Genomic DNA, 19,972 nt, shown 5'->3' with positions numbered 1-19,972 from the left:
ATCGTTTTATTTTTAGAATATTTTTAAGGTTAATGTTTTTTTATCTGATTATTTGTATATATTTGACAATATTAATTGGATAACCAAATTGGGAATCCAATTAGTAAAACTAACAATCAAACTAACTAACAATCAAAACAATTAACCAATGAGCACAAAAAAAGTTGCAAGCAAGCTAGCAGATTTAAATTTTAAAAAAGGAACAGTTCTGTTTTTAGGAGTAGCATTAATGTCTTTGTTTTCCTGTGAGAAGGATGAAGTAAATGATTCAGCTGTTGCAGCTGTAGCAGAAACTTCAGTTATAAATTCATCATTAACTGCAAAGACATATTACCCAGCGACTGTTTTAGGAATTAAATCTAGTACTTGGAAAATTAATTCGCATACGGGTAGCCCATCGAGCAGTAAATACTGGGATGATATCACAGATTCTGGAGCTTCTTACGCTACGTATCAAGACCCAAATTATTTGTATAGTGACGCAACTTGGACTTATTTTAAGACTTGGAGAGGCTTAAAAACATCTAGCTCTTCTAGTAATCCTAGAGTAGAGTTAAGAGAAATGACCAGCGGAAACGAAGCAAAATGGGATGGCTCATCAGGGACACACACATTGACGTGGACTGTAAAAGTAAATCAATTGCCTAAAGGGGAAGATGGATCTACAGGAGTAGTTTGTTTTGGACAAATTCACGGACCAGAGAAAAACTCTTCAGGTGTTGAAGTTGATGATATTATTAGAGTGCAATTTTTGGGTAGTGCCAATCAAAAATCAGGTGCTGTTAAATTGAAAATCAGTGGATACATTACAGAAAAAGTTCTTGGAGGTAGTAAAACTTATGAAGGATATGCATTAGGAACTGAATATACATTTACGATTAAGTACACAGCTAGTACTGTTTATTTGTATAAAGGTACTACATTGGTGTTTAGTCAAAAAATGAATACTGCTACAGATGGTAACTACTTTAAAGTTGGTAATTATTTGCAGTCTGTCAAAGGTTTGAGTTATGATGGTTCTTTTGGACTTGTAGCTGTTAAAGCATTGAGCGTTAAGCATAGTTAGTAAATAATAAATTTTTTAAAAGAAAGGGAAGTATCTGTTAGGGATGCTTCCCTTTTTCTGTTTTCAAAACTTAGAATTCGATCGAAATTTTACGATTTCGAGGCTTTCTTAAAGGGTAGGACTTAACATTCTATTTCTAGTTTGTTAGAAAAAAGAAACGGTGTTATTGAATTTTCATCGAAATCGTTTGAAATCGTTTTATTTGATAATTATTCAGCGTCAAAATTGTTATTTTGTAATGTTTGATGGATGGAAAAATCACATTAATATATTTTTTTAAAATATCATCTTAAATAACTAAATTTGCAGACAAATAAAAAAAAAACATCCATAGTTTGGCTTTAGATTTTGGTGTAAAATCAAAAGAAATTGCCTTTAACATTGAAAAGACTTGTATTATGAACATTTATAACGATTATCTACAGGAGATCGAAGAAAGAAAAGGTCAAGGGCTTAATCCAAAGCCTATTGATGGAGCTGAATTGCTAACCGCAATTATTGCAAATATTAAAGATTCAGACAACGCAGATCGTGAAGATTCGTTTAAATTCTTTATTTATAATACTGTTCCTGGTACAACTAGTGCTGCTGCTGTAAAAGCTGCTTTTTTGAAAGAAATCATTCTTGGTCAATCGGTAGTAAAAGAAATTACTCCTGCATTTGCTTTTGAATTGTTATCACACATGAAAGGTGGTCCTTCTATTGAGGTTTTATTAGATTTGGCATTGGGTAATGATGAAGCTATTGCAACTGAGGCTGCAAAAGTTCTTAAAACACAATTTTTCCTTTATGAAGCAGATACAGCTCGTTTAGAAGCAGCTTATAAAAGCGGAAGTGCGATTGCTGAAGCTATTTTAGAAAGTTACGCTAAAGCGGAATTTTTTACAAAGCTTCCAGAAGTAGTAGAAGAAATTAAAGTTGTTACCTATATAGCTGGTGAAGGAGATATCTCTACTGATTTACTTTCTCCGGGAAACCAAGCACATTCAAGATCAGATCGTGAACTTCATGGAAAATGTTTAATTTCTCCACAAGCACAAGATGAAATTCAAGCTTTGCAAGCGCAGCACCCTGATAAAAGTGTGATGTTAATTGCAGAAAAAGGTACGATGGGTGTTGGTTCATCAAGAATGTCAGGTGTGAATAACGTGGCACTTTGGACAGGAAAAAAAGCAAGTCCTTATGTTCCTTTTATTAACATTGCTCCAATCGTAGCAGGTACAAACGGAATTTCTCCAATTTTCTTAACTACTGTTGATGTTACTGGTGGTATTGGTTTAGACCTTCAAAACTGGGTAAAAGTCGTTGATGAGAATGGAAATGCAGTACGTAATGAAAATGGTGATGTTGTTTTGGAAGAAGCATATTCTGTAGCTACAGGTACTGTTCTTACAATAAATACTAAAACTAAAAAATTATATAATGGGGATAAAGAGTTAAAAGATATTTCTAAAGCTTTTACTCCTCAAAAAATGGAATTTATAAAAGCGGGTGGTTCTTACGCTATCGTTTTTGGTAAAAAGCTACAAACTTTTGCATCAAAAACTTTAGGTATTGATATCGTTCCAGTATTTGCTCCATCAAAAGAAGTTTCGATCGAAGGACAAGGTCTTACAGCTGTTGAGAAAATATTCAACAAAAATGCAGTAGGAACTACTCCAGGTAAAGTACTGCACGCAGGTTCAGATGTACGTGTAGAAGTTAACATTGTAGGATCACAAGATACAACGGGATTGATGACTTCTCAGGAATTAGAGTCAATGGCTGCTACTGTTATTTCGCCAATTGTTGATGGTGCTTACCAGTCAGGATGTCATACAGCTTCAGTTTGGGATAACAAGTCTAAGGCAAATATCCCAAGATTAATGAAGTTTATGAATGACTTCGGTTTGATTACTGCTCGTGATCCTAAGGGAGAGTATTTAGCTATGACGGATGTAATTCATAAAGTACTTAATGATATTACTGTAGATGAGTGGGCTATCATAATTGGTGGTGATTCTCATACAAGAATGTCAAAAGGTGTAGCTTTTGGTGCAGATTCAGGTACAGTTGCTCTAGCATTGGCCACTGGAGAAGCTTCTATGCCGATTCCAGAGTCAGTTAAAGTTACTTTTAAAGGGAATATGAAAACATACATGGATTTCCGTGATGTAGTTCATGCTACTCAATCTCAAATGTTGAAACAATACGGAGGAGAAAATGTTTTCCAAGGTAGAATCATCGAGGTGCATTTAGGAACTCTTACTGCTGATCAAGCCTTTACTTTTACAGACTGGACTGCAGAGATGAAAGCAAAAGCTTCTATCTGTATTTCTGAGGACGAAACTTTAATCGAATCATTATTGATTGCGAAGAAAAGAATCCAAATCATGATTGACAAAGGGATGGACAATGCGAATCAAGTTTTAAAAGGATTAATTACGATCGCAGACAATAGAATTGCAGCTATTAGATCAGGTGAGAAGCCAGCTTTGACACCAGACGCTAATGCTAAATACTATGCGGAGGTTGAAATTGATCTTGACCTAGTAGCAGAGCCAATGATTGCTGATCCAGATGTTAATAATGCAGATGTTTCAAAAAGATATACACACGATACTATTAGACCATTATCTTTTTATGGTGGTGTTAAGAAAGTTGACTTAGGTTTTGTTGGATCTTGTATGGTTCATAAGGGAGATTTAAAAATTCTTTCTCAAATGCTTAAAAACATTGATGAACAATATGGTAAAGTTGAGTTTAAAGCTCCACTAGTTGTGGCACCTCCGACTTACAACATTGTAGATGAATTGAAAGCAGAAGGAGACTGGGAAGTTTTACAAAAATACTCTGGTTTTGAGTTTAATGATGATGCTCCAAAAGGGGTAGCGCGTACAGGATATGAAAATATTTTATACCTAGAGCGTCCAGGTTGTAACCTTTGTATGGGGAACCAGGAAAAAGCGGAAAAAGGAGATACTGTAATGGCTACTTCTACACGTCTTTTCCAAGGTAGAGTTGTTGAGGATTCTGAAGGGAAAAAAGGAGAATCACTACTTTCTTCAACTCCTGTTGTAGTACTTTCTACTATATTAGGAAGAACACCTACTATGGATGAATACAAAGCAGCTGTAAAAGGGATTAACCTTACTCAATTTGCACCTTCTCACAAGTTATTAGTTAAATAATTAGTAAGATTTGTTAATTATATTAAAAAGCCTGAGTCTATGACTCAGGCTTTTTTTATTTTTTGTATCTTGTGGTATCAAAATAATATAATAAAAACATTTACATATATGGCATTTGATATTGAAATGATAAAAAAGGTGTATGAGAACATGACTAGTCGTGTTGATGCTGCACGTGAGATTGTTGGTCGTCCGCTTACTTTAACGGAGAAAATTTTATATAGCCACCTTTGGGATGGCAAAGCAAAGCAAGCCTATGGGCGTGGTGTTGATTACGTTGATTTTGCTCCAGATAGAGTAGCTTGTCAAGATGCAACAGCGCAAATGGCTTTATTGCAATTTATGCATGCTGGTAAGAAAACGGTAGCTGTGCCAACAACTGTGCACTGTGATCACTTAATATTAGCAAAAGTTGGAGCAGAAAAAGATTTAGCAGTTGCAAAAAAACAGTCGAGTGAAGTGTTTGATTTCCTATCTTCTGTTTCAGATAAATACGGAATTGGTTTTTGGAAACCAGGTTCAGGAATTATTCATCAGATTGTTTTGGAGAACTACGCTTTTCCAGGTGGGATGATGATAGGTACCGATTCGCATACCGTTAATGCAGGTGGATTAGGTATGTTAGCAATTGGTGTTGGTGGAGCCGATGCTGTGGATGTAATGTCAGGTATGGGTTGGGAATTGAAATTCCCTAAATTAATTGGTGTTAAGTTGACTGGAAAATTATCTGGTTGGACAGCTCCAAAAGATGTTATCTTAAAAGTAGCTGATATTCTAACTGTAAAAGGAGGAACAGGTGCTATCGTAGAATATTTTGGTGAAGGAGCTACTAATATGTCTTGTACTGGTAAAGGTACAATTTGTAATATGGGTGCTGAAATTGGTGCCACAACTTCAACATTTGGATATGATGATTCAATGAGAAGGTATTTATCTGCAACAGGTCGTCAAGATGTTGTTGATGCAGCTGATCAAGTAGCCTCTTATTTGACTGGTGACGAAGAAGTTTACGCTAATCCGGATAAATATTTTGATCAAGTAATCGAAATTAATTTATCAGAATTAGAGCCTCATATCAATGGACCTTTTACTCCTGACAGAGGAACTCCAGTTTCTGAAATGAAAAAAGAAGCGAAAGCTAATGGATGGCCCGTAAAAGTAGAGTGGGGTCTAATAGGATCTTGTACAAACTCTTCTTATGAAGATATGGCTCGTGCGGTATCTATCGTGAACCAAGCTGTAGAGCATGGAATTTCTCCAAAAGCAGAATTTGGTATTAATCCTGGTTCGGAGCAAATTCGTTATACTATCGAGAGAGATGGTATGATTGCTGCTTTCGAAAAAATGGGAACTAAAGTATTTACTAATGCTTGTGGACCATGTATAGGGCAGTGGGATAGAGCAGGTGCAGATAAAGGAGAAAAAAATACAATCGTACATTCGTTCAATAGAAACTTTTCTAAAAGGGCAGATGGTAACCCAAATACGCATGCCTTTGTAACTTCACCAGAGATGGTAGCTGCTTTGGCAATTTCGGGAAGATTAGATTTTAACCCTCTTACAGATACTTTATTAAATGATAAAGGAGAAGAAGTAATGTTGAGCGCTCCTTATGGAGACGAATTACCGAAAAGAGGATTTGATGTAGATGATAATGGATTTCAGGCACCAGCTGCTGATGGTTCAGGTGTGAAAATTGCAGTAAGTGAAACATCAGATAGATTGCAATTATTGGAGCCTTTTGACGCTTGGGATGGTAAAAATATTACCGGAGCCAAATTGCTTATTAAAGCTTTTGGTAAATGTACTACCGATCACATTTCTATGGCAGGACCATGGTTGCGTTTCCGTGGACACTTAGATAATATTTCAAACAATATGTTGATTGGTGCTGTTAATGCATTTAATCAAAATACAAATTCTGTTAAAAATCAATTGACAGGCACTTATGATGCAGTTCCTGCAGTAGCAAGAGCTTATAAAGCGGCTGGAGTTCCATCTGTAGTTGTTGGAGATCATAATTATGGTGAAGGATCATCAAGAGAACATGCTGCTATGGAGCCACGTTTCTTAGGAGTGAAAGCCGTATTGGTAAAATCTTTTGCTCGTATTCACGAGACAAACCTTAAAAAACAAGGATTGTTAGGATTGACATTTGCAAATGAAGATGATTATGACAAAATCCAAGAAGATGATACAATTAATATAATTAATCTGGTTGATTTTGCACCAGGAAAACAATTGACGGTAGAATTTGTTCACGCAGATGGTACTAAAGATTTAATTTTGGCTAACCACACCTATAATGCAGGGCAAATTGGTTGGTATGTTGCTGGTTCAGCATTAAACTTAATTGCTGCTGAAGCATAAGATTAATTTACTTATTTTACTGAAGCGCTCTGTGTAAACAGAGCGCTTTTTTATTTGCCTTTTGTTAAAGTCGATGCAAAGAGTTGTTAAAAAAAGTACGATATTTGCATAAATGGGTTATTTTTACGTTCCTAAAATAGTGTTAATTCATGTTTTTTGAACATGTATAAATAATTAACTAACTATTTGTTTCAGGCAGGTAGATTAGTCTTTTTTTAATTGCAAAAACGAATTGATTTTATGAAGTGTTATAGTTGGATTTTAATGTCAGTTTCATTGATAGGATTTACTGCTTTTTCACAGCAAAAAACTACAGAACATATTGTTTCAAAAGGGGAGACAATATCAAAGATAGCCAAGCAGTACAACGTGTCCATTAAAGAAATTTTTGAGCTGAATCCTGAGGCTAAAAACGGAATAAGAATACAATCCTCGCTATTAATTCCGATAGAGGCTGGTAAAAGTTCATCTTCTTCTTCCTCCTCTGAAGTTGTAATTCATGAAGTAATTGCAAAAGAATCACCTTATAGTATTAGTAGAAAATATAATATTTCGGTTGATGAACTGTACAAATCCAATCCATCTATTAAAGATGGCGGACTTCAAATAGGTCAAAAAATCACTATTCTGGGAGCAAAGATTGCTAAGACAGACAGTGCAAAGCCAGAACTTATCCCTTTGAAAAAACAAGATGTTGCTGAGTTGTCTAAAAGCAATTTTGAAGGTATCGAATATGAAGTGGCAGCAAAACAGACTAAATATAGTATTGCAAAAGATTACGGGATTACGGTAGCACTTTTAGATAAAGCAAATCCAATACTTCTTACAGAAGATTTAAAAGTTGGTCAGAAAATTTTAATACCAGTTAAAAAATTTGTTCCTAATCAAGACATCCTTAAAAAAGAGTTGCCTGCTCCAAAAGTTGCAGAAGTAGCCAAAGTTGAGAAAGTAGCTGCTCAATCTGAGAGCAAGGTAGTTAACCAAAAAGAAGCTGCTACTACTGGAGTAGATTATGAGGTTGTATCCAAAGAAACAAAATACAGTATTGCAAAGGATCACGGAATTTCTGTAGCGATGCTCGACCAAGCTAATCCTATTCTTCAAACTACAGAATTGAAAGTGGGCCAAAAAATCGTTATTCCGGTTAAAGCTTATGTTCCAGAATTGCAAGAGAAGGTAAAGGCGGTAGCTGAAGTCAAGACAGAAGCGCCAGTACTTAAAGAAAAACCTAGTATTCAAAAAACGCCATCCATTTCTGAACCAACTTCTGTGACACAGCCAACAGTTGCTATAGCCGAAGTAGAACATGAAGTACTAGCAAAACAAACTAAATACGGTATAGCAAAAGAATACGGTATCACCGTAGCCGAATTAGATAAAGCAAACTCATTTTTTGACCAACAAAGTTTACAAATTGGTCAAAAGTTAATCATTCCTTCAAAAAACGGTTTGGGTGTAGTTGTTGATAGAAAACAATTAGCTCCACAGGAAGTAGTTGTTTCGACAACTGAAGATAATAAAGCACAAGCATTAATTACACATGTTGTTTTACCTAAAGAAACAAAATATGGTATTGCCAACGATTTTGGAATAAGTGTAAAGGAACTGGAAAAACTTAATCCTAAAATTAAAAACAAATTAATTGTAGGTTCTACTTTAACAATTCAAGCTGCTACAGCCGTAAATATTCCTGCTGATATTAAGCAAAAGAATATTGCAACTGCATTTGCTGAAGAAGAGTCATCAAGTTCAAGATACAGTGTAGACTTTGCTGATAGATTAATAGATACAGCATCTGACAATATTGGAACTCGCTATAGAATGGGAGGTACTACAAAAGCTGGATTTGACTGTTCAGGATTAATGTGTGTTACTTACGGTGCACATGATATTCAGCTACCAAGAACTTCATTAGAACAATCTAGATATGGAACAGTAGTTGAAATCGACAGTGCTCAAAAGGGGGATTTGATCTTTTTTAAAACTAGAGGAGGTCGACAAATTAACCATGTTGGTATGGTTGTAGAATCGTTAGACGGAGATGTCAAATTTATTCATGCCTCCAATTCTGGTGTAATTATTTCTTCAATAAAAGAAAGTTATTACGCAAAACGTGTGGCGCAAGTCAATCGTGTATTGTAGCTATATTCGCTCTACGATTTGAAAAAGTAGCAGAAAGATCATCATGTTAATATATTTATCCCAAAACTAAAACTCCATTAGTTTTAATTCCTACTTTTGTATTTTATTACAAGAAAAAAATATATTATGCTAATTATAGGTATTGCCGGAGGAACAGGAAGTGGAAAAACTACTGTAGTAAATTTAATCGTGAATCAATTTCCTGAAACAGAGGTTGGTATTCTTTCACAAGATTCCTATTATAACGATAATCACCATTTAAGTTATGAAGAGCGTGCAGCAATAAACTTTGATCATCCAAGAGCAATTGATTTTGAATTGTTGGTAGGTCATTTAAAAAGTTTAAAATCAGGAGAAACAATTAATCAACCTATTTATTCATTTGTTACGCACAATAGAACAGATGATTATATCAGTACACATCCAAGAAAAGTTTTAATTGTAGAGGGTATTTTAATTTTTACCAATCCAGAACTTCGTGATTTGTTTGATGTGAAAATATTTGTTCATGCAGATTCAGACGAACGATTGATCAGACGATTGAAGCGAGATATTGCTGAAAGAGGTAGAGATATGAATGAAGTTTTGAGTCGTTATCAAAACACATTAAAACCAATGCACCAGCAATTTATTGAACCAACTAAAGCATTTGCAGATATAATAATTCCAAATGACACACACAACAGTGTAGCAATTGATGTGGTTCGTGCGTTGATTAATCAAAGGTTACTTTAATTATTGTAATTTTAGAGCTTCAAGACGGTTCGTACCTACTATAGATTTTTTAATTTCAACTGTTTTTCTCTACTTAAAATTATTATAATGAAGAATCCCTATAAAGACAAATCCTGGTTTAAGCTTATAATTAACAAGTACATGTGGGTGTTGTTGTTCTTTGGATCATGGATGATTTTTCTCGACAATTATTCTTATTTTGATCATCGATTACTAGATAATCAAATAAGTGAATTAGAAGAAAATAAGACCTATTATCAAGAAGAAATCTTGAAGGATGAAAATCAAATTAAACAGTTGAAAAATCCTGAACAAATTGAAAAATATGCTCGTGAAAAATATTTCATGAAAAAGGAGAATGAAGATATATTTATTATCGAATTTGAAGAGGACAGTATTGCCAATAGTGAAAAAGACTAAATTTTAATTTATAGAATTGATCTTCGCAATGTAATTTTCGATTTTATTATTTAATCCTTATTATTTATTTACCTTACTACATTAAAATTGTTTTAAAGTCAATGTGTTACTTTGAATCGAAAATCACGCATAATGAAAATCCCACTCTTTGACGAATTTGATCCGGTATCTTCCAAATTATGGAAGCAGAAAATTCAGTTTGAACTGGATGGAGCAGATTATAATGAAACTATGATTTGGAATTCACCAGAAGATATTAAGGTAAAACCTTTTTATCATCAGGATAGTTTGTTAAATAAATATACGGTTAACAGTCCAGAGAATGAATTTTCGATTTGTCAAAATATTTTTGTCTACGATGTTAGTAAGTCGATAGAACGTGCTTTGGATAGTTTAAAACGTGGCGCTACCAGTTTGCGCTTTACAATAGAGAACGAATCAATAGCTATTATAGAGTTACTAGATAGTCTGCCACTAGATGGTTTGACAATCTATTTTAATTTTGGTTTCTTATCGAGTTTAATTATTGAAAAAATTGAAATTTATACTCAAGATAAAGACGTTAGTATTTATTATAATCTAGATCCAATTGGAAAATTGGCTGGAGATGGAAATTGGTTTTCAACCTCAGAAAAAACTAATTTTGATAGCTTAATTGCAGTGTCGAAAAAACTAACAAAGAGCTCATACATTAGCGTAGATATGAGTTTGTACCAAAATGCAGGTGCAAATATGGTGCAGCAGCTGACCTATGGTTTGGCTCATGTAAATGAGTATTTCAATAGAATACCTTCAATAAATTCTAAAATTGTTTTCGAAATAGCGGTAGGCACAAACTACTTTTTTGAAATAGCCAAATTGCGTGCTTTTCGAATTTTATTTCAAACATTATCAAGAGAATACGATCATAATCAAGATTGCCATTTATTAGTTACTCCTACAAAACGCAATAAAACAATTTATGGATACCATATCAATATGTTGCGTACTACAACAGAATGTATGTCAGCTATTGTAGGTGGAGCAGATAGTATTTCAAATCTTTCTTATGACTCCATTTACCATAAGGACAATGAATTTGGAGATAGAATAGCCCGTAATCAGTTATTAATTTTAAAAGAGGAAAGTCATTTTGGCAAAGTCAAAAATCCGGCTGATGGAAGTTACTATATAGAAAGCTTAACTCAACAACTTGCAGACAAGGCCCTCGTTCTTTTTAAAGAAATTGAATTAAAAGGTGGGTTTTTGAAATTACTTAACGAAGGTGTCATTCAAAGTAAAATTCAATTAAGTGCTGATAAGGAACAGCATTTATTCGATACGAAGGCTGAGCCCCTTATAGGTACCAATAAGCATGCGAGTAGAGAAGATTTAATGAAAGGAGAGCTCGAATTGTTTCCTTTTGTAAAAATGAATCCTCGTAAAACATTGATAGTTCCTATTATTGAAAAACGTTTGTCTGATCAACTTGATCAAGATCGTTTGGCTACGGAATAATATTTAGGCGTTCATTTTACTAAGAATTTTTATTGTGTGTTTTAACTAGGACAATGTTGGTCAAAAGCTATTCAAAGCCAAATTATAGGATGCGATTAGAAAATGTATTATTTTTATAATTCTAGCATTTGCTAAATAGTGAAAATATAACTTTATTTTTTGAAAGTCAATATTTATACTCGCAACTAAATTCCTTATGAAACAATTAATAGCTATAGTTCTTCTTTGTATTTTTTCCTTTTGCAATGCTACGAGTCAGGAATTTGTTCCCGATAGAAAAGTACTTTACAAAGTGGTAAATGGTGATAGCTTATACCTTCATACTTTCGAACCAAAACTTTCAAAAAAGCCTACCGCAGCAATTGTTTTCTTCTTTGGAGGTGGATGGACAGGTGGGAATCCAAGTCAGTTTTATCAACAAAGTGCCTATTTTGCATCTCGTGGTATTACTGCATTTGCTGCAGAATATAGAATTGCAAGTGTGCACAATACCACTCCTTTTGAGTGTGTCGAAGATGGCAAATCTGCGATACGATGGGTGAGGGAACATGCCGCAGAATTGAACATCGACCCTGACAAAATAATTGCTGCAGGAGGATCTGCAGGAGGTCACATTGCTTTATGCACAGCACTCATAGAAGGTTATGAAAATGCTACCGAAGATCATTCCATTAGCTCAATTCCTAATATTTTAATAGCTTACAATCCAGTACTAGATACCACCATAAAAGGATACGGATCCAAAAAAGTTGCGGGCAGAGAGACAGCGATTTCGCCCTGCCATAAAATTAAGAAAAACGCACCTCCATTTTTACTATTTCATGGTACAGAGGATAAAACAGTTCCGTTTGAGAATGCAGTTCGTTTTACCAAGCTAATGAAAGAGGCTGATAATGACTGCATGCTTATCGCTGTCGAGGGACAAGGCCACGGTTTCTTTAATGGTGTTTTTTTTAGTAAAAAGGGAAATGATATGTACCTTAATTTTACACTTTATGAATCTGATTTATTTTTAAAAAAGCATGGTTATATTTCAGGAAAACCGACTATTCCATCTAAATAATTTAAATCTTATATCTTATAATGCTAAACAATAGAGGATGATTTTAAAATCATTACTTTTATAAATCAATGAAGAAGCCAACCAGAATAACAAGTCTTACTATCGATGAGTTTTCAGCAACTCCCAAATACCAACAATTGGTAAATGCAGTACTGAATGCCGTAAAACAAGGAGTTCTCAAAAAAGGGGACGCGATGCCTTCGATTAATGAATTAAGTTTTCAATATGAGATTTCGCGTGTTACAATTGAGAAAGGGTACAATATACTTCGGAAAATGGGAATTCTTGAAGCGTATCACGGCAAGGGATATTTTATAGCCAATTCGGAAGTAGCTCAAGAATTAAAAATTTTCTTAATGTTCAATAAATTAAGTGCCCACAAAAAGCTGGTTTACGATTCGTTTGTAGCAACATTAGGAGATAAAGCAGCTATCGATTTTTATATTTACAATAATGATTATGCACTGTTTAAAAAACTTTTAAACCAGCAAAAGACAGATTACACCCATTACGTGATTATCCCCCATTTTGTCGAAAAGGCAGATGGCTATCAATTGTTGATTGACCAAATACCAAAAGAAAAATTAGTTTTGGTAGGTAAGAAAATTAGTGGAGTCACAGGGGATTATGCCGCCGTATACGAAAATTTTGAACAAGACATCTCAAACGCTTTAACTGAGGCATTGGAACAATTGACAAAGTACCATACATTGAAGTTGGTTTTCCCAGCGGATAGTTATTTCCCTAAAGAAATTGCTACAGGTTTTGAAGATTTCTGTTTTAATTATGCGTTTAATTTTAAAATAATTCATAATCTTGATGACGAAATTATGAATGCAGGTGAGGTCTACATCAATCTTAAGGAAGAGGATCTCGTGAAAATTTTAGACAAAACAATCGAACTTAAATTTACGATAGGTAAAGATGTCGGATTGATTTCATATAATGAAACACCGCTAAAAAGTTTTATTATGAACGGACTCACAACTATCTCAACTGATTTTAAGCAGATGGGCGTGACTGCAGCAAATTTAGTTTTAAAAACAGATAAAGGTCATATAGAAAATCCCTTTCGACTGATACTTCGAGGATCGCTCTAGCAGTTACCATCAAAAACTGCAGATATTATTATTTACCTTTTTCGAAAAAAAGAACATTCATCGGGGCATACGAGACCTATATTCTTATTTGTTATATAAGGAACTCCCGCCAATTAAATGCATTATGAAGAAAGCATTTAATTTTTCACCACTACATTCCTCATTACAGTTATTGTCATTCTAAAATGGCAGTAGAAAAGGCTGATTTGTACATAAAAATAAAGATTATAGCTCTTTTACAAGCACTGTATAGGACAGTTGTTTTTAATCTTTTTCCTTTATTTACAATTATAACTAATTAACCAATTACTTTATAATTTATGGAATCATTAATCGGTCTCATTTTTCACTCTATAGGAGGTTTTTCTTCTGGGAGTTTTTATATGCCCTATAAAAAAGTCAAAGGCTGGGCCTGGGAAAGCTATTGGATTGTGGGAGGCTTTTTCTCTTGGTTGATAGTGCCGCCAATTGCTGCTTACTTAACGATTCCAAATTTTACCGAAATCATAGCTACTGCACTTTTCTCTGTAAAATCTTTTACTTTTTTGATGGGATTAATTTGGGGAATTGGTGGGTTGACATATGGCCTTGGTGTGCGCTATCTTGGAATGTCTTTGGGTAATTCTATTACACTAGGATTTTGTTCGGCTTTTGGTGCTCTTGTACCATCAATATACTATAACTTTTATCCTGTAGCAGGAAAAACCAGTTTTACAGATATGCTTTCTAATACAGGAGGGCAACTGGTTTTGCTTGGCGTTCTTGTATGTCTTGTAGGTATTGCATTTTCTGGAAAGGCTGGAATGATGAAAGAAAAGGATTTTGCTATAGGACATGAAGATAAAGACAAGGACTTTAATCTTGTAAAAGGTTTGATAATAGCTGTGATTTCTGGAATTTTAAGTTCCTTTTTTAATTATGGGATCGAAGCAGGAAAACCTATGGCAGAGGAAGCTGTTTTACTTGGTTCTAACCCTTTGTTTCAAAATAATGTTACTTATGTTGTTTTACTATGGGGTGGACTTACAACTAACTTTGTTTACTGTATGTATCTAAATTTTAAAAACAAAACATTTTCCGACTATACAGATAAAGAAAATCCTATTCGAAAAAACATATTTTTTTCGGCCCTAGCTGGAACATTATGGTTTTTACAATTCTTCTTTTACGGAATGGGAGAAAGTAAATTAGGAAATGGTGCTAGTTCATGGATTCTACATATGGCAACGATCATTTTGACCGCAAATTTCTGGGGATTCTATTTAAAAGAATGGTCGGGAGTTTCGAAAAAAACTTTTAGAACTTTTCTTGTCGGGATAATTTTAATACTGGCTTCTATCGTATTTGTCGGAATCGGTAATTCACTATAAAATAATTTTCACATAGTACTAATTTTAATTTAAAATATGTCAAATTCAAAATCCAATACAATGACTTTTAAACACGTAAGCTACCTTTGGGATGATGCCAAAGCTGCAGAATTTGCAGGAGATGAAGTAGCACTTTTCATCTATCGTTCCAACTTATTAGGGGCTGATTTGAGATTAACGAACTATGGAGGTGGTAATACTTCTGTAAAAATCACAGACAAAGATCCTTTAACTGGAGCTGACACAGAAGTGATGTGGATTAAAGGTTCTGGTGGAGATATTGGGACATTGACAAAATCAGGTTGTGCTGCTTTATACTTGGAACGTTTGCGCAATCTAGAAAATGTGTATCGAGGTATTGAATTTGAAGATGAAATGGTCGAATTGTTCAATCACTGTATTTTTAATTTAGCTTCAAAAGCACCCTCTATAGATACACCTTTACATGGCTTTTTGCCTTTTGCTCATATTGATCACTTGCACCCAGATGCTGCAATTGCAATAGCTGCAGCAAAAGATGGTGCAAAAATAACAGAGGAATTGTTTGATGGCGAAATAGGATGGGTAGGATGGCAACGTCCTGGATTTGATCTTGGACTTCAGTTAAGAACATGTCTGCTAGAAGCAGAGGAAAAAGGGAAAAAACTAAAAGGTATCATGTTAGGTTCTCATGGACTATTTACTTGGGGAGCTACGTCGTATGAAAGCTATGTAAATACGCTGGAAGTTACAGAAAAATGTGCGGCCTATTTAGAGTCTAATTATGGTAAAAAGCGTCCCGTTTTTGGAGGTCAGAAACTAGAAAGTTTAGATGAAACTGCACGTAAATTTCAAGCGGCAAAAATTGCTCCTATTTTGAGAGGCTTTTGCTCATCTGAGCGCAAAATGATTGGCCATTATACAGATGACGCGAGAGTTTTAGAGTTTATAAACTCAAATGACTTAGCAAAATTAGCACCTCTTGGAACCTCATGTCCGGATCATTTTTTAAGAACAAAAATTAGTCCTTTAGTAATTGATCTGGCTCCAGATGAAGATGTATCTGATGTTGATGCTGTAAAAGCAAAACTAACTGCTGCATTTGAAGCATATAGAGTGATGTACACCGAATATTATGCTAGTTGTAAAAAATCAAATTCACCAGCAATGCGTGACCCAAATCCTGTGGTGATTTTATATCCAGGAGTGGGGATGTTTACTTTTGCCAAAGATAAAACGATGGCGCGTTTGGCTTCAGAATATTATATCAATGCGGTAAATGTGATGAAAGGGGCAGAGGCAGTTTCAGAATATACCTCATTACCGCGCCAAGAAGCATTTGATATCGAATACTGGTTGCTAGAAGAAGCGAAACTTCAACGTATGGCCAAGCCAAAGGCCTTATCGGGACGTATTGCCGTAATTACAGGTTCGGCAGGTGGAATTGGAAAGGCAATTGCCAAGAAATTTGCCGAAGAAGGAGCTTGTGTTGTCATCAATGATATTAATGAGGAACGTTTGGCAACCGCCACAGCCGATTTTATAAAAACGTTTGGTAAGGATGCTATTTCTAGCACTATCCTAAATGTTACTGATGCTACTAGTACTACAAAGGCACTCGATGCTGCATGTCTTGCTTTTGGGGGTGCTGATATAATCGTAAATAATGCTGGAATTAGCATCTCAAAGTCAATTGCAGAACATTCATTAGAAGAGTGGGACAGGTTATATGACATACTAGTAAAAGGACAATTTATTGTGTCGAAAGCTGGGATAGAGGTAATGCGTAAACAAGGATTCGGCGGAGATATTTTGAATATTGTATCTAAAAATGCTGTAGTTGCAGGGCCTAATAATGCAGGCTACGGATCTGCAAAAGCTGCTCAAGCACATTTAACACGATTGATGGCAGCAGAAGTTGGAGCAGATAAAATTAGAGTGAATACAGTGAATCCCGATGCTGTTATTTCTGATTCTAATATTTGGTCAGGAGGATGGGCTGAAGGTCGCGCAAAAGCATACGGTATCACTGTTGCTGAATTGCCAGCCTATTATGCCAAACGTACTTTATTAAATGAAATTATTTTACCAGATGATATTGCCAATGCTTGTTTTGCTTTTGTTGGAGGTTTACTAAGTAAATCAACAGGAAATGCACTTAATGTTGATGGTGGTGTAGCGATGGGCTTTAATAGATAAAAATTTTAGTTTGTTTAGTTTTTAGTTGAGACTAGATAGTGTTTGTTTGATCTAACGTTCGATTTATCGGACGTTAGGTTTTTTTAACAGCAAAATTTCAAAGTTGAATAGAAAGCTTTTCAATAGAAATTCAATAGGATTCAAGTATAACAAGAGTTTTTAGTTTAAATTACAGACTCAATAAAAATCAAGGCTATGTTAATAGGTTCTCATAAAATCGACTCTCATAACGAAGAGTTATTGGTTTCGCATAAAAATAAATTGGTCTTTACAGCATCAGAAATAGCAGAAACCGAAAATATTATTCAAAAATTAATCGAATTTCAAATTGCGATTCCATCATGGGCTTTGGGTACAGGTGGAACACGATTTGGTCGTTTTGCAGGAGGTGGAGAGCCCCGTTCATTAGAAGAAAAAATTGAGGATGTTGGACTATTGCATGCCTTAAATAAGGCATCAGGTGCGATATCTCTGCATATTCCATGGGACATACCAACAGATCATAATGCAATTAAAACATTAGCATCTCAACACGGTTTGAGGTTTGATGCAGTCAACTCCAATACTTTTCAGGATCAGCCTAATCAAGAACATTCTTATAAATTTGGTTCGTTGCAGAATGTAAATAAGGCAATTCGTAAACAAGCAGTTGCTCATAATATTGAAGTTATTCAACAAGGAATTGAATTAGGTTCGGAGTCACTGACCGTTTGGCTGTCGGACGGATCTTGTTTTCCTGGACAATTGAATTTTCGAAAAGCATATCAAAATACGTTAGAAAGTCTCGAGGAAATCTACGCTGCTTTGCCATCACACTGGAAATTATTCTTAGAGTATAAATGTGCAGAACCCAATTTTTATTCTACTACAGTTGCCGATTGGGGACAATCTTATTCGTATGTGAAAAAATTAGGAGACAAAGCAAAAACGCTTGTTGACTTAGGACACCACCTTCCCAATGCCAATATCGAACAAATTGTTTCATTATTATTGATGGAGGATAAATTGGGAGGTTTTCATTTTAACGATTCTAAATATGGGGATGATGATTTGACTGCTGGAGCATTAAAACCGTATCAACTCTTTTTAATTTTTAATGAATTGGTAGAAGGTATGGATGCCAGAGGAATGAATCATGCAAGCGACTTAGGTTGGATGATAGATGCATCACATAATGTAAAAGATCCTATGGAAGATTTGTTGCAATCGGTAGAAGCAATCATGATCGCTTATGCTCAAGCTTTATCTGTGGATAAAAAGGCTTTAGAAATTGCACAAAATGAAAATGATGTAGTAAAAGCGCAAGAAATTTTGCAAACGGCATACCGTACAGATGTACGTGCTCTTGTGGCCGAAGCCCGTTTACGATCTGGAGCAGCATTAAATCCTGTTGAATTATACAGGAAACTTTCTGTTCGAGATGGTTTATTCGCCGAAAGAGGATTTAAAACGGTAGCAACAGGTTTATAAAATCATTATAAATGAATGTAATCGCAATTTATGATATCGGTAAAACGAATAAAAAGGTATTTTTATTTAATGAAAATTATCAAATAGTATGGGAGAAATCAGTTCAATTTAAAGAAATTGAAGACGAGGACGGTTTTCCATGTGAAGATGTCGATCTTCTAAAAAATTGGATATTAGAAGAATTTACTGCTATCAAACAATTAAAGCAATATGTCCTTAAAGCAATTAATTTCAGCACTTATGGTGCTAGTTTTGTTTACGTGGATGAAGAAGGGATACCATTAACTCCTTTATATAATTACTTAAAAGAATATCCAGTAGAATTGAAAAATCAGTTTTATGACAAGTATAAGGGAGAAGAGGCATTTGCAGTAAAAACAGCTTCTCCGGTATTAGGAAGCTTAAATTCGGGCATGCAAATTTATAGAATCAAGGAAGAAAGTCCAGTGCTTTTTGAAAAAGTGAAATACTGTTTGAACTTACCTCAGTATCTAAGTTCCTTATTTTCGAAAGAATATTTCACAGACATAACAAGTATTGGTTGTCACACTAATTTGTGGAATTTCAATAAAAATAAATACCATAAATGGCTTAAAAAAGAAAACATACTCGACAAAATTGCACCGTTACATTATGGACAACATATTGTAGAAGATGAGAACGGACTAGCGATCGGTGCCGGATTGCACGATAGTTCTTCTGCTATGATTCCGTATACGATCAGTTTTAAAGAACCATTCGTATTGCTGTCTACAGGGACTTGGAGTATTTCTTTGAACCCCTTCAACGACCAACGTTTAACATTTGAAGAACTTCAAAATGATTGTTTGTGTTACATGCAATATACAGAACAACCTGTGAAAGCGGCCCGACTATTCTCTGGTCATGAGCATGAAATTCAGGTTGAGCGATTGGCTCTACATTTTAACCAGCCCTTAGACAGTTTTAAAACCGTTGTTTATGATAAAGTGATAATAGATGAGCTGCGAAAAAAAACAAATACACTAGCTGAGGTAGACGTAGTAGTCCTATTAAAGGAAAGTGCTTTTGCAAAACGCAGATTGTCAGATTTTGATAGCTACGAAACTGGCTATCATCAACTCATTATGGATCTCGTAGATCAGCAGGTAGTTTCTACCAATATGGTTATTCATAACAGTCCTGTAATGAAATTGTTTGTGGACGGAGGCTTTAGTAAAAACAATATCTTTATGAATCTTCTAGCAGATGTTTATCCAGAATTAGAAGTATACGCCGCTTCTATGGCACAGGCGAGTGCCTTGGGTGCTGCATTAGCCATTCATGATAACTGGAATTCTAAACCAGTAAAGGAAAATTTAATAGATTTAAAAAGGTATTAAATAGCAAGAATATTATTTTGTTGAATAGCA

General features: G+C 34.8%; 13 protein-coding genes. All 13 read left to right on the top strand.

All coding sequences use genetic code 11. From position 1 onward, the window contains the following. Positions 1-148: 148 nt before the first annotated feature. The 13 genes from LXH21_RS01805 (at position 149) to LXH21_RS01745 (ending at position 19,942) form a co-directional block, all read left to right on the top strand. Positions 149-1,066: a polysaccharide lyase family 7 protein gene (locus LXH21_RS01805; RefSeq protein ID WP_239862231.1), complete on the top strand. Its 918-nt coding sequence runs from the start codon at positions 149-151 to the stop codon at positions 1,064-1,066. A 398-nt stretch (positions 1,067-1,464) separates the two neighbouring features. Continuing rightward, positions 1,465-4,236: a bifunctional aconitate hydratase 2/2-methylisocitrate dehydratase gene (locus tag LXH21_RS01800; protein WP_239862229.1), complete on the top strand. Its 2,772-nt coding sequence runs from the start codon at positions 1,465-1,467 to the stop codon at positions 4,234-4,236. A gap of 108 nt (positions 4,237-4,344) precedes the next feature. Continuing rightward, positions 4,345-6,606 (top strand): aconitate hydratase, encoded by a 2,262-nt coding sequence (locus tag LXH21_RS01795; protein ID WP_239862227.1) that lies wholly within the window; start codon positions 4,345-4,347, stop codon positions 6,604-6,606. A gap of 240 nt (positions 6,607-6,846) precedes the next feature. Beyond that, positions 6,847-8,748: a peptidoglycan endopeptidase gene (locus LXH21_RS01790; protein WP_239862225.1), complete on the top strand. Its 1,902-nt coding sequence runs from the start codon at positions 6,847-6,849 to the stop codon at positions 8,746-8,748. A gap of 126 nt (positions 8,749-8,874) precedes the next feature. Beyond that, positions 8,875-9,483 carry a uridine kinase gene (udk, locus tag LXH21_RS01785; RefSeq protein ID WP_239862223.1) on the top strand — a complete coding sequence of 203 codons (609 nt, stop codon included), beginning with the start codon at positions 8,875-8,877 and terminating at the stop codon, positions 9,481-9,483. Between the two features lie 87 nt (positions 9,484-9,570). Then, positions 9,571-9,903 (top strand): FtsB family cell division protein, encoded by a 333-nt coding sequence (locus LXH21_RS01780; RefSeq protein ID WP_239862221.1) that lies wholly within the window; start codon positions 9,571-9,573, stop codon positions 9,901-9,903. 132 nt (positions 9,904-10,035) lie between these two features. Then, positions 10,036-11,400, top strand: a complete 1,365-nt coding sequence (locus LXH21_RS01775) for a methylmalonyl-CoA mutase subunit beta (protein ID WP_239862219.1) — start codon at positions 10,036-10,038, stop codon at positions 11,398-11,400. 196 nt (positions 11,401-11,596) lie between these two features. Further along, the gene (locus LXH21_RS01770; RefSeq protein ID WP_239862217.1) at positions 11,597-12,463 is read left to right on the top strand and encodes an alpha/beta hydrolase; all 867 of its coding nucleotides are present in this window, start codon (positions 11,597-11,599) and stop codon (positions 12,461-12,463) included. Between the two features lie 68 nt (positions 12,464-12,531). After that, positions 12,532-13,563 carry a GntR family transcriptional regulator gene (locus tag LXH21_RS01765; RefSeq protein WP_239862215.1) on the top strand — a complete coding sequence of 344 codons (1,032 nt, stop codon included), beginning with the start codon at positions 12,532-12,534 and terminating at the stop codon, positions 13,561-13,563. 320 nt (positions 13,564-13,883) lie between these two features. Further along, complete coding sequence (gene rhaT, locus LXH21_RS01760) at positions 13,884-14,933, top strand: L-rhamnose/proton symporter RhaT (RefSeq protein ID WP_239862213.1); 1,050 nt, start codon at positions 13,884-13,886, stop codon at positions 14,931-14,933. A gap of 36 nt (positions 14,934-14,969) precedes the next feature. Then, complete coding sequence (locus LXH21_RS01755) at positions 14,970-17,111, top strand: bifunctional aldolase/short-chain dehydrogenase (protein ID WP_239862211.1); 2,142 nt, start codon at positions 14,970-14,972, stop codon at positions 17,109-17,111. 195 nt (positions 17,112-17,306) lie between these two features. Continuing rightward, on the top strand, positions 17,307-18,581 hold the full coding sequence (locus LXH21_RS01750; protein WP_239862209.1) for a TIM barrel protein: 1,275 nt from the start codon (positions 17,307-17,309) through the stop codon (positions 18,579-18,581). Positions 18,582-18,592: 11 nt separating this feature from the next. Then, complete coding sequence (locus tag LXH21_RS01745; protein WP_239862207.1) at positions 18,593-19,942, top strand: FGGY-family carbohydrate kinase; 1,350 nt, start codon at positions 18,593-18,595, stop codon at positions 19,940-19,942. Positions 19,943-19,972: the final 30 nt, after the last annotated feature.

The organism is Flavobacterium algicola, assembly GCF_022399565.1.
GTDB classification, from domain to species: Bacteria; Bacteroidota; Bacteroidia; order Flavobacteriales; family Flavobacteriaceae; genus Flavobacterium; species Flavobacterium algicola.
This window is presented reverse-complemented; position numbering and strand designations above follow the sequence as displayed.

Bases quoted from the DNA above. Each gene is read 5' to 3' on its own strand.
- LXH21_RS01805 (WP_239862231.1), top strand. From the start codon at position 149: ATGAGCACAAAAAAAGTTGCAAGCAAGCTAGCAGATTTAAATTTTAAA.
- LXH21_RS01800 (WP_239862229.1), top strand. From the start codon at position 1,465: ATGAACATTTATAACGATTATCTACAGGAGATCGAAGAAAGAAAAGGT.
- LXH21_RS01795 (WP_239862227.1), top strand. From the start codon at position 4,345: ATGGCATTTGATATTGAAATGATAAAAAAGGTGTATGAGAACATGACT.
- LXH21_RS01790 (WP_239862225.1), top strand. From the start codon at position 6,847: ATGAAGTGTTATAGTTGGATTTTAATGTCAGTTTCATTGATAGGATTT.
- udk (WP_239862223.1), top strand. From the start codon at position 8,875: ATGCTAATTATAGGTATTGCCGGAGGAACAGGAAGTGGAAAAACTACT.
- LXH21_RS01780 (WP_239862221.1), top strand. From the start codon at position 9,571: ATGAAGAATCCCTATAAAGACAAATCCTGGTTTAAGCTTATAATTAAC.
- LXH21_RS01775 (WP_239862219.1), top strand. From the start codon at position 10,036: ATGAAAATCCCACTCTTTGACGAATTTGATCCGGTATCTTCCAAATTA.
- LXH21_RS01770 (WP_239862217.1), top strand. From the start codon at position 11,597: ATGAAACAATTAATAGCTATAGTTCTTCTTTGTATTTTTTCCTTTTGC.
- LXH21_RS01765 (WP_239862215.1), top strand. From the start codon at position 12,532: ATGAAGAAGCCAACCAGAATAACAAGTCTTACTATCGATGAGTTTTCA.
- rhaT (WP_239862213.1), top strand. From the start codon at position 13,884: ATGGAATCATTAATCGGTCTCATTTTTCACTCTATAGGAGGTTTTTCT.
- LXH21_RS01755 (WP_239862211.1), top strand. From the start codon at position 14,970: ATGTCAAATTCAAAATCCAATACAATGACTTTTAAACACGTAAGCTAC.
- LXH21_RS01750 (WP_239862209.1), top strand. From the start codon at position 17,307: ATGTTAATAGGTTCTCATAAAATCGACTCTCATAACGAAGAGTTATTG.
- LXH21_RS01745 (WP_239862207.1), top strand. From the start codon at position 18,593: ATGAATGTAATCGCAATTTATGATATCGGTAAAACGAATAAAAAGGTA.